15 protein-coding genes are annotated in these 12,605 nt (G+C 59.1%); 8 read left to right on the top strand and 7 right to left on the bottom strand.

Annotation, left to right across the window (positions count from 1 at the left end):
* Positions 1-147: 147 nt before the first annotated feature.
* The 4 genes from ACR0NO_RS03955 to ACR0NO_RS03940 all read right to left on the bottom strand — a co-directional run bounded on the left by ACR0NO_RS03955 (position 148) and on the right by ACR0NO_RS03940 (position 3,795).
* Positions 148-591, bottom strand: coding sequence for a MaoC family dehydratase (locus ACR0NO_RS03955; RefSeq protein WP_074736482.1), 444 nt, complete (start codon positions 589-591; stop codon positions 148-150).
* Positions 592-692: 101 nt separating this feature from the next.
* A complete protein-coding gene (locus ACR0NO_RS03950; protein ID WP_480723042.1) occupies positions 693-1,568 on the bottom strand; it encodes a TIGR01459 family HAD-type hydrolase in 876 nt (291 codons plus the stop codon).
* 229 nt (positions 1,569-1,797) lie between these two features.
* Positions 1,798-2,718: a manganese-dependent inorganic pyrophosphatase gene (locus ACR0NO_RS03945; RefSeq protein ID WP_170680358.1), complete on the bottom strand. Its 921-nt coding sequence runs from the start codon at positions 2,716-2,718 to the stop codon at positions 1,798-1,800.
* A 105-nt stretch (positions 2,719-2,823) separates the two neighbouring features.
* Positions 2,824-3,795, bottom strand: a complete 972-nt coding sequence (locus ACR0NO_RS03940) for a TraB/GumN family protein (RefSeq protein WP_480723041.1) — start codon at positions 3,793-3,795, stop codon at positions 2,824-2,826.
* A gap of 122 nt (positions 3,796-3,917) precedes the next feature.
* Here ACR0NO_RS03940 and ACR0NO_RS03935 point away from each other — a divergent pair, with 122 nt between their 5' ends.
* From ACR0NO_RS03935 to ACR0NO_RS03910, 6 genes are all read left to right on the top strand, one after another.
* A complete protein-coding gene (locus ACR0NO_RS03935) occupies positions 3,918-4,592 on the top strand; it encodes a DUF2161 family putative PD-(D/E)XK-type phosphodiesterase (protein ID WP_170643144.1) in 675 nt (224 codons plus the stop codon).
* A 154-nt stretch (positions 4,593-4,746) separates the two neighbouring features.
* Positions 4,747-5,034 (top strand): co-chaperone GroES, encoded by a 288-nt coding sequence (gene groES, locus ACR0NO_RS03930; RefSeq protein WP_170352338.1) that lies wholly within the window; start codon positions 4,747-4,749, stop codon positions 5,032-5,034.
* A 56-nt stretch (positions 5,035-5,090) separates the two neighbouring features.
* On the top strand, positions 5,091-6,734 hold the full coding sequence (gene groL / locus ACR0NO_RS03925; RefSeq protein ID WP_480671808.1) for a chaperonin GroEL: 1,644 nt from the start codon (positions 5,091-5,093) through the stop codon (positions 6,732-6,734).
* A gap of 248 nt (positions 6,735-6,982) precedes the next feature.
* Positions 6,983-7,819, top strand: a complete 837-nt coding sequence (locus ACR0NO_RS03920; RefSeq protein WP_480723040.1) for a DMT family transporter — start codon at positions 6,983-6,985, stop codon at positions 7,817-7,819.
* Between the two features lie 44 nt (positions 7,820-7,863).
* Positions 7,864-8,637 (top strand): alpha/beta fold hydrolase, encoded by a 774-nt coding sequence (locus ACR0NO_RS03915; protein ID WP_480723039.1) that lies wholly within the window; start codon positions 7,864-7,866, stop codon positions 8,635-8,637.
* Positions 8,634-9,785 (top strand): alpha-D-ribose 1-methylphosphonate 5-triphosphate diphosphatase, encoded by a 1,152-nt coding sequence (locus tag ACR0NO_RS03910; protein ID WP_170689251.1) that lies wholly within the window; start codon positions 8,634-8,636, stop codon positions 9,783-9,785. Before ACR0NO_RS03915 ends, ACR0NO_RS03910 begins: the two co-directional genes overlap by 4 nt.
* A gap of 65 nt (positions 9,786-9,850) precedes the next feature.
* On the opposite strand, the gene ACR0NO_RS03905 is transcribed toward ACR0NO_RS03910, so the two are convergent.
* The 3 genes from ACR0NO_RS03905 to ACR0NO_RS03895 all read right to left on the bottom strand — a co-directional run bounded on the left by ACR0NO_RS03905 (position 9,851) and on the right by ACR0NO_RS03895 (position 11,689).
* Positions 9,851-10,918 (bottom strand): 5-(carboxyamino)imidazole ribonucleotide synthase, encoded by a 1,068-nt coding sequence (locus tag ACR0NO_RS03905; protein ID WP_480723038.1) that lies wholly within the window; start codon positions 10,916-10,918, stop codon positions 9,851-9,853.
* Complete coding sequence (gene purE, locus ACR0NO_RS03900) at positions 10,911-11,399, bottom strand: 5-(carboxyamino)imidazole ribonucleotide mutase (protein ID WP_480723037.1); 489 nt, start codon at positions 11,397-11,399, stop codon at positions 10,911-10,913. Before purE ends, ACR0NO_RS03905 begins: the two co-directional genes overlap by 8 nt.
* A 65-nt stretch (positions 11,400-11,464) precedes the next feature.
* Positions 11,465-11,689 (bottom strand): YdcH family protein, encoded by a 225-nt coding sequence (locus tag ACR0NO_RS03895; RefSeq protein ID WP_037308505.1) that lies wholly within the window; start codon positions 11,687-11,689, stop codon positions 11,465-11,467.
* 163 nt (positions 11,690-11,852) lie between these two features.
* On the opposite strand from ACR0NO_RS03895, the gene ACR0NO_RS03890 reads away from it, so the two are divergent.
* On the top strand, positions 11,853-12,266 hold the full coding sequence (locus ACR0NO_RS03890) for an Hsp20 family protein (protein WP_058275530.1): 414 nt from the start codon (positions 11,853-11,855) through the stop codon (positions 12,264-12,266).
* A gap of 5 nt (positions 12,267-12,271) precedes the next feature.
* The gene (locus ACR0NO_RS03885) at positions 12,272-12,496 is read left to right on the top strand and encodes a DUF1150 family protein (RefSeq protein ID WP_170374662.1); all 225 of its coding nucleotides are present in this window, start codon (positions 12,272-12,274) and stop codon (positions 12,494-12,496) included.
* Positions 12,497-12,605 lie beyond the last annotated feature (109 nt).

Raw genomic sequence — 12,605 nt, 5'->3', positions numbered from 1 at the left:
AGCGTGACCTTTGAGAATTTGGTACAATTCAGCCCGTTCCGATGGTGAGGGGCAATGCGGCATTCGGTTCAGCGATGACGGATACAGCGCGCCGGTCATTGCCGCAGAGATTGAGCCCCTCTTCGGCAAGGTTGCGTGCCTACTCGCTCAGTCGAACTTACGTGATGGGGCAAGGACCATGGCTTCACCGACCAGAACCTTTTTGCCATCGACTGCGCAGTGGCAGTCCAGCTTCACGCGGCGTTTGGCAAAATCAATGTCGATCACCTTGACCTCGGCATAGACCATGTCGCCGGGACGCACCGGGGCCAAAAACTTCAGCGACTGACCCATATAGACCGTCCCATGACCGGGCAATTGCTCGCCAATCACGGCCGAGATCAAACCGGCCGTCAGCATCCCATGCGCAATGCGACCTTCGAAGATCGTATCGCGGGCGTAGTCATCGTCCAGATGCACAGGGTTCCTGTCGGTCGAGACCTGCGCGAACATCTCGATATCTTCATCCGTCACCACTTTGCGAAGGTGGCGAGACATGCCCATCTCGATGTCTTCAATACAGATCGTTCCGCGTGGAAGATTGTCCAACATGGTGCCCTCACTTGAAATCTGCCGAGCAATAAAAGTCTACCATCGGCCATCCGTTGGCAACTTTATTACTTCGCAACTGCAGAAAATCAAGTGAAAAATGACTAGCGCAAACGCCCGATTGTATAGGTGGGATTGATCTTTTCACTTTCTATATAGTCGCTTAGGGATTCTGCGTGGGGGTGGTGCGACGTTTTCGTCTCGGCCGCGGCCAACCCGCCTGAGATAAAGAGCGTATCGATTCCCTCTCCCATGCCGCCAAGGATGTCGGTATGCGGACCGTCACCGATAGCCAGAATGTCGCTGTCCGAGACGTCAACATCCATTTCCTGCACACGCCGACGCGCCAGATCATAGATCGGAGGATGGGGTTTGCCGAAATACAGGCTCTCGCCACCCATCTCGGTATAGAGCTTCGCCAAAGCGCCCGCGCACCATTCCCGTACTTCGCCTCGATCGACCACGATGTCAGGGTTCGCACATAGCAGCTTCATGCCTTTTTGCTTGGCATAGAGGAAGTCAGGGCGATTGACGTCGGGATCTGCCATCGTATCAAACGGCCCGCAGCAGACGATCCCCTCGGCCTGATCCAGAGGGACGCGCTCGATATGAACAGGATGGTCCAACAGCTTCAGCGGCTCAAAAAACCCCGCATCGCGTTCCCATTCGCCCATGAAGTAAACCTTTTCGCCTACTGTTCCGCGGAACATGGCTGAACGTGCAGAGTCGCCGCTTGTTGCGATGGTGTCATAGGCGTCAGCGGGGACGTTGAACTGCGAAAGCTGCGCGGCGACGCCCGCGCGCGGCTTCGGAGAGTTTGTCACCAGAACAACGAAACCGCCTTTCGAGCGGTAGGTCTGCAGCGCGGCAACCGCTTCTGGATACGCAGTGATCCCATTGTGAACGCAGCCCCAAAGATCGACAAAAAGTACTTTGTAACGGTCGGAGATCTCGTGGAGGGCGGAGATGATCTGGGTCATGGGATTCCCTTTGGCATGGTCTGCGGACAGCCAAGCCTATGGCAGAGCTTGGCAGGTTTTGCCAGAGGGGGCGCTGCCCCCGCCGCGGCAAGCCGCGACTCCCCCGAGGTATTTTGAAACAGAAGAAGCAGGGGATCCGCACTTCATCTGGCTAAAAATATCCCGGAGCGCGAGGCAGAGCCTCGCACAAAGAAAAAGGCGCCCGCTTGGGGCGCCTTAGAGTAAGGTCTCAGACCTTGAGGTTCGGAATGATCTGCTTTTTCCGGCTCATGATGCCGGGCAGGACCACAGCGTCGCCGTCGACCGATGCACCGAAGCTTTTCTCGGCAACGGTTTTGACCAATTCATTTGGGACCAGCAGGGTGGCTTCTTCGTTCAGGATGTCGACGACGAACAGCAGCACCTGATCGACGCCGTCTTCCTTTGCTACGTTAACCATCGACGCGGCCAAGCTGCCCTTGCGGTCCAGAACAACGCCCGGAGCAGTGGTTTCCAGAACCGAGACACGGAACTTGGTGCCGTCAACTTCGTATTCCTTGCTATCCATGCGGATCAGTTCGGCATCCGAGAACGAGGACACATCCGATTTTGCCGCGAACATGTCCGCCGCATAGGCCGAGACATCCAGACCCAGTTCTGCGGCCAGTTTCTCAGCCACCTCGCGGTCATGCGCGGTGGTGGTGGGCGAGCGGAATTCCAGCGTATCGGACAGGATGCAAGTCAGCGCTGCGCCTTTGATGGCTTCAGGCATCTTGGCGGCGTCGTCACCCATCAGGTCGACCATGATGGTCGCAGTACAGGCCAGAGGGCGAACGGTGATATCGATAGGGCCTTTGGTTTCCAGACCTCCAACCAGTTTGTGGTGGTCGATGATGGCACGGATGTCGGCGCTGTTGACGCTGGCGGGCAGCTCGGCCGGGTTGTTGGTGTCGACGATAATAACCGGAGCGTCCGCTTCCACGTCTTCGATGATGCGCGGCTTGGGCAGGTCCCAGCGCTGCAGCATGAAAGCGGCTTCGGTGTTGGGCTCGCCCAGCAGCACGGGTTCAGCCTGCTCGCCTTTGACTTCGTTCAGGTACCACGACCACAGGATCGGAGAGCCGGTGGAATCGGTGTCGGGAGATTTGTGACCAAATACTAGGGTTGTCATGTCAGCGTCCTGCGGATTGGAAATTTGCGCGCCTTATAGGGCGCGAGACAGGGCTTGTCACCCGCTTGCGGGCCGCTGCGACCGTTGGTCTGACATGCCGAGAAATCAGAACGGCGCGCGTGTCAACGTGTAGCCTTCCTTTTCCAAAAGCGAGAGCAAGCCGTATGTCTGGCTAAGATGCCCGGCACCTACCGCGACGACTGCCGTCTGATCCTGAATGCGCAGGATATGGTCCATCCAACTGCTATTGCGATCTACCAGCAATTGTTGTTCGAACTGCGCCCACTCTGCGTCGTAATCCTCTTGCGACAGGCCCGAGGCCTCGAACCCCTGAATCCGGGCTAGTTGCAGGATCTGCGCATGTTTTTCCTCGAGATACGCATTGGCCATCGTGGCGAGGTGGTTTGCATCGGCCTGCATTGCTCCGGACAGGCGGACCAGTGAGTCGACCTGTTGTTCCAGTGAAAGCGTGTCGAACATCGCCATCAGGTCTTCGATCCGCTCCAGCGAGTGTTGCGGAATCCCGTGCGCCTCGGCCACGTCCGTTAGGCGGGCATCCATTCCATGGTTCGCATCCGGGTTCTGCATCAGGCAGGGCGGGATGCCCAGCATCATGCTCAGAAACCAGGGCCGCATTTTGGCTGCCATCCAGCTGGGAATGCCGCGCTCGGCCAAAGAAGTCGAAAGGGCCGCCCAGTCCTCGGCGCTCATCAGGTCGATCAGGGTGGGACCCTCGGTGATCATCACCGGGCTCAGGTCATTGGCCAGGCCTTGCTCGAACGCTTCCATTTTGGCCTCGGTGACCTCGAAATAGATCGCGTCTGCATGGGCTACGATGGGTGTCAGCCGTTCGACGACCGGCCCCATCCGTGCATCGTTGGTGTGCAGTGTTCCGATCAGGTGCAGGGTCGTGTCGCCCTTGGTGGCGATCCAGTGATTGCCCTCGGGGTAGGGGACCGAGGCAAGGGATTGTTGCAGGGCGGCCTGATCCTCTTCCGACATCAAGGGCCGCAGGTCGTGACCTTCGCAGGCGGCATGTGCAGTCAGGGGCAGAAGCAATAGTCCAAAAAGGGCCATCAGGCGCATAGGCGGTCCTTCCTCGGTTGGTCAAACAGACGACATAAGATTTAGGCATCCAAATACAGCATATTCAAGGCGACCCATCTGGTATTTCGACACGAAACGCATAGCATTGGGCCATGGAGCGCGAGCAGGATCTTTATCCCCCCATCAAGGCATTGTTCGAGAGGCAGGGCTATACCGTAAAAGGTGAGGTTGGCGCAGCCGACATCATGGCCGTGCGCGACGGGTCCGAGCCGGTGATTGTCGAGCTGAAACTGCGCTTTTCGCTGGCTTTGTTCCATCAGGCCGTCGCGCGGCTCAGGATCACGGATCAGGTCTATCTGGGGGTCGGCAAGCCAACCGGACGCACTGCGCGTCGAGCGTTGCGGGACAATCTGGCGCTCTGCCGCAGGTTGGGCTTGGGCCTGATCACCGTGCGCGCGGACGGAGCGGTCGAGGTGCAGTGCGATCCCGGCCCCTATGCCCCGCGCAAGAACAAGGTCAAAGCAGGCCTGATGCTGCGAGAGTTTGATCGGCTGCAAGGCGACCCGAACTCTGGCGGCGCAACGCGGCACGGCATTGTCACCGCTTATCGTCAGGATGCTTTGAAATGCGCGGCGCATCTTGCCGAACATGGCGCCTGCAAAGGGGCCGAGGTCGCGAAGTCGACAGGCGTAGCCGAGGCCACTCGGCTGATGCGCACCAATCACTACGGCTGGTTCGACAAGGTTGAAAAAGGTGTTTATGCCCTGACGGATGCGGGGCAGGAGGGCTTGAAGCACTGGGCCTATAGTTGGGACCAGCCTGATTGAGGGTCTGGGTCGAAAAAAATCCATCACAGCTTGTTGACTCGGGGATTTGCACCCCCTAGCTATGCGTCGTTATCACTCTTTACCCTTGAGTGCTAACGCCTCGCCAGTCGGCGGGGGGAGGATAGATAAACTTTGAGCCCAAGGAGCTACAAAGATGGCATTGAAACCGCTTCATGACCGTGTGCTGGTTCGCCGTACAGAAAGCGAAGAGAAAACCGCAGGCGGCCTGATCATTCCTGATAGCGCAAAAGAAAAGCCCAGCGAAGGCGAAGTCGTCGCAACTGGCGAAGGCGCACGCAAGGACAGCGGCGAGCTGATCGCGATGGCGGTCAAAGCTGGCGACAAGATCCTGTTCGGCAAATGGTCGGGCACCGAGGTTCAGGTCGACGGCGAAGAGCTGCTGATGATGAAAGAAAGCGACATCATGGGGATCATCGAGTAAGCCGCCGCGCTTCACTCTGATCTTCATTTACAACTTATTTCTCAAGGAGAAACGACATGGCTGCAAAGGACGTCAAGTTCGACACCGATGCCCGTAACCGCATGCTGGCAGGTGTGAACATCCTGGCCGACGCTGTTAAAGTGACCCTGGGCCCCAAAGGCCGCAACGTGGTTCTGGACAAATCCTTCGGCGCACCGCGCATCACCAAAGACGGTGTATCGGTTGCCAAGGAAATCGAACTGGAAGACAAGTTCGAAAACATGGGCGCGCAGATGGTGAAAGAAGTCGCCAGCCGCACCAATGACGAAGCCGGCGACGGCACCACCACGGCAACCGTTCTGGCTCAGTCCATCGTCAAAGAAGGTCTGAAACAGGTTGCAGCGGGCCTGAACCCGATGGACCTGAAGCGCGGCATCGACCTGGCAACAGCCAAGGTTGTTGAAGGCATCAAGGCAGCGTCGCGCGAAGTTAAAGACTCGGCCGAAGTTGCTCAGGTTGGCACCATCTCGGCCAACGGTGAAGCTGAAATCGGCAGCCAAATCGCAGACGCGATGCAGAAGGTTGGCAACGAAGGCGTTATCACCGTCGAAGAAAACAAAGGTCTGGAAACCGAGACCGATGTTGTCGAAGGTATGCAGTTCGACCGTGGCTACCTGTCGCCTTACTTCGTCACCAACGCAGACAAGATGATCGCAGAACTCGACGACTGTATGATCCTGCTGCACGAAAAGAAACTGTCCTCGCTGCAGCCGATGGTTCCGCTGCTCGAGCAGGTGATCCAGTCGCAGAAGCCTCTGCTGATCATCGCGGAAGACGTTGAAGGCGAAGCGCTGGCAACTCTGGTTGTCAACAAACTGCGCGGCGGCCTGAAAATTGCTGCCGTCAAAGCACCGGGCTTCGGCGATCGCCGTAAAGCCATGCTGCAGGACATCGCGATCCTGACCGGTGGTCAGGTCATCAGCGAAGATCTGGGCATGAAGCTCGAGTCCGTCACCATGGACATGCTGGGTACCGCCAAGAAGATCGAGATCACCAAAGACGAAACCACCATCGTTGACGGTGCAGGCGAGAAAGCCGAGATCGAAGCACGTGTTGCTCAGATCCGCACTCAGATCGAAGAAACCTCGTCGGACTACGACCGTGAGAAGCTGCAAGAGCGCGTTGCCAAACTGGCAGGCGGTGTTGCTGTTATCCGCGTCGGCGGCATGACCGAAGTTGAAGTGAAAGAGCGCAAGGACCGTGTGGACGATGCTCTGAACGCGACCCGCGCTGCTGTGCAGGAAGGCGTTGTCGTCGGCGGTGGTGTTGCTCTGGTTCAGGCCGGCAAAGCGCTGGAAACTCTGGAAGGTGCAAACGCTGACCAGAACGCTGGCATCAACATCGTTCGCAAGGCAATCGAAGCGCCGCTGCGCCAGATCGCCGAGAACGCAGGTGTTGACGGTGCGGTTGTTGCGGGCAAAGTCCGTGAATCCGCTGACGCAGCATTCGGCTTCAACGCGCAGACCGAAGAATATGGCGACATGTTCTCGTTCGGCGTGATCGACCCGGCCAAAGTTGTCCGTACCGCGCTGGAAGATGCGGCCTCGGTTGCTGGTCTGCTGGTCACCACCGAAGCAATGGTTGCCGACAAACCCGCCAAAGAAGGCGCGCCTGCGGGCGGCGGCATGCCCGACATGGGCGGCATGGGCGGCATGATGTAAGCACGGCGAATTTCCGTTAGGAAATTCTGCCGACCCCGACAGGCGTTTGGCCGAAAGGCCAAGCTGCCGAGAGGGAAAGCAAAACTGCTTACGAGCGGGGTCGCCTTTGGGCGGCCCCGTTTGCGTTTGGAACACCCGCTGCGCGGGCATGCCTCCGGCGGAGGTATTTTTGAACAGAAGAAGGGCGAGCTTTGCACTTAGCTGGAAAGTGAGTGTGCAAAGCGTGGCCAACGCGCTATGCGGGTTTCATGAGACTGTTTCTTCTGACCTCCCTCACCATGTGCGCCTTTGCGGCCAATTCGATTTTGAACCGGCTGGCGATTGAGAGCGGGGCGAGTGATCCTGCGGGGTTCGCCGTTGTCCGTGTTCTCGCGGGGGCGGTTGTTCTGGCCGTGTTGGTTCTTTTGAAAGGCGGGGTTCTGCCGCTTCGCTCACCACGTCGGATCATCGGGGCGGGGTCACTGTCTCTCTATATGATTGGCTTTTCTGTGGCTTACCTGACGCTGGACGCCGGGTTGGGGGCGTTGATCCTGTTTGGTGTCGTTCAGATCACCATGTTCGCAGTCGGGGCTATGACCGGAGCGACCCCGACGGTGCGCCAATTGGCAGGCGCAGCGGTTGCGCTGGGCGGGTTGGCCTATGTGCTTTGGCCATCGGGGACCTTGCAAGTAGACGCCTTGGGGGCTGCACTGATGGTTGCGGCAGGGATCGGCTGGGCCGCCTATTCCTTGGCCGGGCGGTCCGAACCGAACGCGTTAGAGGGCACGGCGGCCAATTTTGTCGTCGCGTTGCCCGTCACGGCTATGGCCTTGTTGGTGGCGGGCGGCACTTGGCAGATGACTGGGTTTGGCTACTTTCTGGCGGCTCTGTCCGGAGGCGTGACCTCGGGTCTTGGTTACGCGCTTTGGTATCGCGTGTTGCCGCAGCTTGCCCCTTCGGTCGCTGCGGTCGTACAGCTCAGCGTCCCTGTCATCGCAATCGTTGCGGGAATTGTGTTGTTGGGTGAGGTGGCAAGCATGCGCTTGATCATCGGCGCGGCACTGGTTTTGGGCGGGATCGCGCTGGCAGTACAGCGCAGAACCTGAGGTCACATCTTTCCCCGAACCGAATTAGGCCTTATCTGGCGGGTATGAGAGTTCTGCTTGCCATATTTTTTCTCCTGCTCCCGGCTGCGGCCCAGGCGAAATGCGTGATCCTGCTGCATGGGCTGGCTCGGACCGAGGCGTCCTTTTCGGTGATGGAGCAATTGTTCGAGGTGCATGGCTACACAGTCATTCGCCCTGGTTATCCGTCGACCGATTTGGGCATTCCGGAACTGGCCGAGCAAACTCTGCCCGATGCGTTCGCCAAATGCGGGGACGACACCGCAAATGTCGTGGCGCATTCCATGGGCGGTATCCTGTTGCGCTATTGGTTGCAGGATCACGAACCAGAGAATTTGGGTCGCGTTGTCATGCTTGGGCCGCCCAATCAAGGCAGCCAGTTGGTTGATGAATTAGGCGCATGGGAGGTGTTCGGCTACCTCAACGGTCCGGCAGGGCTGCAGTTGGGCACGGGCCCAGAGGGTATCCCGCGCCAATTGCCTCCAGTAGAGTTCGAGCTTGGGGTGATCGCGGGTGAAAACTCTCTGAACCCGGTCTTTTCGTCGATGATTGATGGGCCAGACGATGGCAAAGTGTCGATCCGCACGACCCGAGTTGAAGGTATGGCGGATCATATCGTTCTGCCTGTGACGCATACTTTTATGATGAACAATCCCCGCGTCATGGCCCAGGCGCTGCACTTCATCGAATATGGACAGTTCGACCCGCAAATCACTTGGCTTGATGGGGTGATGGACGTCATTGACGAGATCTGTATCGGGCAGGATTGCTCGGAGCCGGACTCGGAGCGCACGGAATGACGGCATTGGAACTGACGTTGACCGGAGCAGAGGTTCTGCTGCCGGAGGCTGGGTTGTCGCGCGCCGATTTGTCAATTGCCGAAGGGGTCGTACAGGGCGACCGGACCGGGCGACACGTTGATCTGTCAGGCTATTTGGTTCTGCCCGGCATAATCGACCTGCATGGGGACGGGTTCGAACGTCATATTGCCCCGCGCCGTGGTGCCATGAAGCAGATGAACGAAGGTATCCTGTCGGTCGAGGCCGAGCTTGCCGCCAATGGGATCACCACCGGCGTTCTGGCCCAGTTCTACAGCTGGGAAGGCGGGGTGCGTGGGCCGGATTTTGCCTCGCAGGTGTTCAAGGCGATTGCCGATGTCAAGGACAGCACCGTCACGGATCTGATCCCGCAATTGCGGTTCGAGACGCATATGCTGGACGACTATAACGAGCTGGCCGAAAAGGTTGCGGATTGGCAGGTGCCTTATGTCGTCTTCAACGACCACCTGCCGCATGACCGCCTAGCCGAAGGGCGAAAACCTCCGCGTCTGACGGGGCAGGCCCTGAAAGCGGGGCGCAACCCCGATGTGCATTTTGAGATGCTGCTATCCATGCATGCCCGCAGCGATGAAGTCCCCGCCGCACTTGACGCGCTTTGCGCTGACTTGACCCAAAGCGGCGTGCGCTTGGGCAGCCATGATGATGCCACGCCTGAGACCCGCGCAGGATGGCGCAAACGCGGTGTTTCGATCGCTGAATTCCCCGAAACCCTCGCTGCAGCCGAAGCCGCACGCGCGGCCGGAGATCACATCATCCTGGGCTCACCTAACGTGGTGCGCGGAGGCTCCCATAAGGGCAACGCCAGCGCGCTGGACCTGATCGCGATGGGGCTGTGTGACGCTCTGGCCTCGGACTACCACTACCCCAGCCCGCGCCGCGCTGCGTTGATGTTGGCAAAAAGCGGGTTGCTGGATTTTGCGGCGGCCTGGGCGTTGGTTTCATCCGGCCCCGCGCGAGTTCTCGACCTGAAAGATCGCGGCACGCTGATGCCGGGTCAACGCGCCGATATCGTCATCCTTGACGCTAAAACCCACCGCGTCGCCGCCACCTTTGCTGGCGGGCGTGTCAGCCATATGTCCGGCGACATCGCGGCCAGATTTTTCGCCTGACCCCCCATCTTCTTCTGTTCAAAAATACCTCCGCCGGAGGCATCGCGCAGACTGCGCGATTTCCCTCAGCGAGCAATGCGGTTGAAGTGACCCATCTTCCGGCCCGACTTGACCTCGGCTTTGCCATACAGGTGCAAGGCGACGTCCCGCTCCTGCGCCAGGTCCGGCACACGGTCCATATCGTCGCCGATCAGGTTCTCCATGACCACGTCCGAATGCCGCTGCCCGTCTCCCAAAGGCCAGCCGACCACGGCACGGATATGCTGCTCGAACTGGTCGACGGCGCAGCCATTCTGCGTCCAGTGGCCCGAGTTATGCACCCGAGGCGCGATTTCGTTCACGATCAGGCCCGAGGGTGTGACGAACAACTCAACCCCCATTACGCCCACATAGTCCAGCGCATTCAGGATGTTGGCCGCGAGCAGAACCGCATCCGTCCGTTGCGCCGGGCGCAGGCGGGCAGGGACCGTTGTAGTGTGCAGGATGCCGTCGCGGTGGACGTTCTCACCGGGGTCAAAGCAGGCGACCTGACCATCAAGTCCGCGGGCCGCGATGATCGAGACCTCGTGCGAAAACTCCACAAATCCCTCAAGGATTGCAGGCGCGCCCGCCATATCGGCCAGAGCAGCCTCGGCATCCTCAGGTGCGCGCAGGCGGGCCTGACCTTTGCCGTCATAGCCGAACCGGCGGGTTTTCAGGATCGCGGGTGTGCCGATTTCCTCAATGGCCGTATTCAGGCTTGCCAGATCGGTGACGTCCGCACAAGGTGCTGTGTTGAGGCCCAGACCTTGCAGGAAATTCTTCTCGGTCAGCCGGTCCTGACTGACCCGCAGCGCCTCGCGTCCTGGACGGATTGGGCGGTGGGCTTCCAGCAGGTCCAACGCCTCGGTCGGGATGTTCTCGAACTCGTAGGTGATGACATCGACCGAGTCGGCGAAAGCGAGCAGCGCGTCGGCGTCGTCATAGGGCGCGGTTGTCACGCGGTCGGCGACTTGCGCCGCAGGCGGATTCGCGCCCGGCTCAAAGATATGTGTCACAAACCCCAAGCGGGAGGCTGCGACCGATAGCATCCGGCCCAATTGGCCTCCGCCCAGAATACCGATCCGGGCGCCGGGTTTCAAAGCGTCACTCATCGACGGGCTCCTCCGGGATCGAGGCGGACAGAGCCTCACGCCACGCGTCCAACCGTTTGGCCAGAGCACTGTCCTGCAAGGCCAGAATACCAGCCGCCATCAGACCCGCATTGGCACCACCGGCCGAGCCGATTGCCATGGTCGCCACAGGAAACCCTTTCGGCATCTGGACAATCGAATACAGTGAGTCGACGCCCGACAACGCCCGCGTCTGAACCGGAACACCGATCACCGGCACGCGGGTTTTCGACGCCATCATGCCGGGCAAATGTGCAGCCCCGCCAGCGCCTGCGATGATCACATGCAATCCGCGCGACGCAGCGGTCTTGCCGTAATCCCATAGGCGGTCAGGGGTGCGGTGGGCCGAAACGATGCGTTTTTCATACGCGATGCCCAATTCATCCAAGATATTGGCGGCTTCTTTCATCGTGGGCCAATCCGATTGGCTGCCCATGATGATCCCCACTTTCACATCGCTCATCCGCTTGCGTCCCTGCCGTTCGAAAGAGCGCGCACTATAGCCAAATCCGCATGCGTGGCAATGCGTCAGGCGATGATGTCGGGGGTCAGGCGATCCTCGATCAGGCGGATGATGTCTTTCAGCCGCAGTTTCTGCTTTTTCAAGCGTTTGATCGTCAATTGATCCGATGTACCCGTGGCCTGCAACGCCTCGATCGCCTCATCAAGATCGCGGTGCTGACGGCGAAAAACCTCCAGCTCAACCCGCAGAACTTCGTCGGTTTTCATGGAAAGGTCAGTGGGCGCGTTCATTGGCGACTCGGGCTTGTTGTGGTGCTTACCCAACAAGATAGTGTGCAAGACGTTATCGCGCCAGACCTTGTGGACTTCCCGGTTTCTTCCCATATTCTATCTTGTGCGGTTGCCAGAACGGGGCCGCCCAAAACGTCGCTTTGACATAAAAGGACGAGAACACGTGTCAAAACTTACCTTGGGCTCATACCCGCATCTGTTGGGGTTCGAGCAATTGGAACGCCTTCTGGAACGGTCTGCAAAGGCTGGCAATGAAGGATATCCGCCCTACAACATCGAACAGACCTCGGATTTTTCCTACCGCATCACTCTGGCGGTGGCCGGGTTCGCGGAAGAGGATCTGTCGATCACCATCGAGGATCGCCAACTGGTGATCCGAGGCCGTCAACGCGACGATAGCGAGGGGCGCATCTTTCTGCATCGTGGCATCGCGGCGCGTCAATTCCAGCGCATGTTCGTGCTGGCCGACGGTGTCGAGGTGGGCGAGGCGATAATGGAGAACGGTCTGCTGCACGTGGATCTAACCCGCGCCGTGCCGGAAACCGTGGTGCAGACAATCAACATACGGAAGGGGTAAGAGCGATGAATACACCGATTGAAATCAACACCGAAGGCGACCGTATCGTGTATGTCAAAACGGTTGAGGTTGCCGATCTGCCCAGCGATCTGCGCGATCAGGCGGGTGATCTGGATCAGCTTTACGCCGTTCATGACTCAGACGGGCAGCAACTGGCGCTTGTCGCCGACCGCAAGCTGGCCTTTGTGCTGGCCCGCGAGCATGATCTCTCGCCAGTGGCCGTTCACTGAACGGCCCCAGCCACACGCGTTTGCGCGTGACATTCCGCCCGACACCAGCGAAACATGCGCAAGCTCCGGATTGCATCCGGGATGGCATGTGCATGTAAGGAAACGCTGG

The organism is Ruegeria sp. CL3 (genome assembly GCF_056536505.1).
The sequence above is the reverse complement of the archived record's forward strand: the minus strand, read 5'-3'. Positions and strand labels throughout refer to the sequence as shown.

What these genes read in the sequence shown, in the direction of transcription:
- ACR0NO_RS03910 (WP_170689251.1), top strand. Translation starts at nt 8,634, where the DNA reads ATGACGGCATTGGAACTGACGTTGACCGGAGCAGAGGTTCTGCTGCCG.
- ACR0NO_RS03895 (WP_037308505.1), bottom strand. Translation starts at nt 11,689, where the DNA reads ATGAACGCGCCCACTGACCTTTCCATGAAAACCGACGAAGTTCTGCGG.
- ACR0NO_RS03905 (WP_480723038.1), bottom strand. Translation starts at nt 10,918, where the DNA reads ATGAGTGACGCTTTGAAACCCGGCGCCCGGATCGGTATTCTGGGCGGA.
- groL (WP_480671808.1), top strand. Translation starts at nt 5,091, where the DNA reads ATGGCTGCAAAGGACGTCAAGTTCGACACCGATGCCCGTAACCGCATG.
- ACR0NO_RS03935 (WP_170643144.1), top strand. Translation starts at nt 3,918, where the DNA reads ATGGAGCGCGAGCAGGATCTTTATCCCCCCATCAAGGCATTGTTCGAG.
- ACR0NO_RS03940 (WP_480723041.1), bottom strand. Translation starts at nt 3,795, where the DNA reads ATGGCCCTTTTTGGACTATTGCTTCTGCCCCTGACTGCACATGCCGCC.
- ACR0NO_RS03920 (WP_480723040.1), top strand. Translation starts at nt 6,983, where the DNA reads ATGAGACTGTTTCTTCTGACCTCCCTCACCATGTGCGCCTTTGCGGCC.
- groES (WP_170352338.1), top strand. Translation starts at nt 4,747, where the DNA reads ATGGCATTGAAACCGCTTCATGACCGTGTGCTGGTTCGCCGTACAGAA.
- ACR0NO_RS03915 (WP_480723039.1), top strand. Translation starts at nt 7,864, where the DNA reads ATGAGAGTTCTGCTTGCCATATTTTTTCTCCTGCTCCCGGCTGCGGCC.
- purE (WP_480723037.1), bottom strand. Translation starts at nt 11,399, where the DNA reads ATGAGCGATGTGAAAGTGGGGATCATCATGGGCAGCCAATCGGATTGG.
- ACR0NO_RS03885 (WP_170374662.1), top strand. Translation starts at nt 12,272, where the DNA reads ATGAATACACCGATTGAAATCAACACCGAAGGCGACCGTATCGTGTAT.
- ACR0NO_RS03955 (WP_074736482.1), bottom strand. Translation starts at nt 591, where the DNA reads ATGTTGGACAATCTTCCACGCGGAACGATCTGTATTGAAGACATCGAG.
- ACR0NO_RS03945 (WP_170680358.1), bottom strand. Translation starts at nt 2,718, where the DNA reads ATGACAACCCTAGTATTTGGTCACAAATCTCCCGACACCGATTCCACC.
- ACR0NO_RS03950 (WP_480723042.1), bottom strand. Translation starts at nt 1,568, where the DNA reads ATGACCCAGATCATCTCCGCCCTCCACGAGATCTCCGACCGTTACAAA.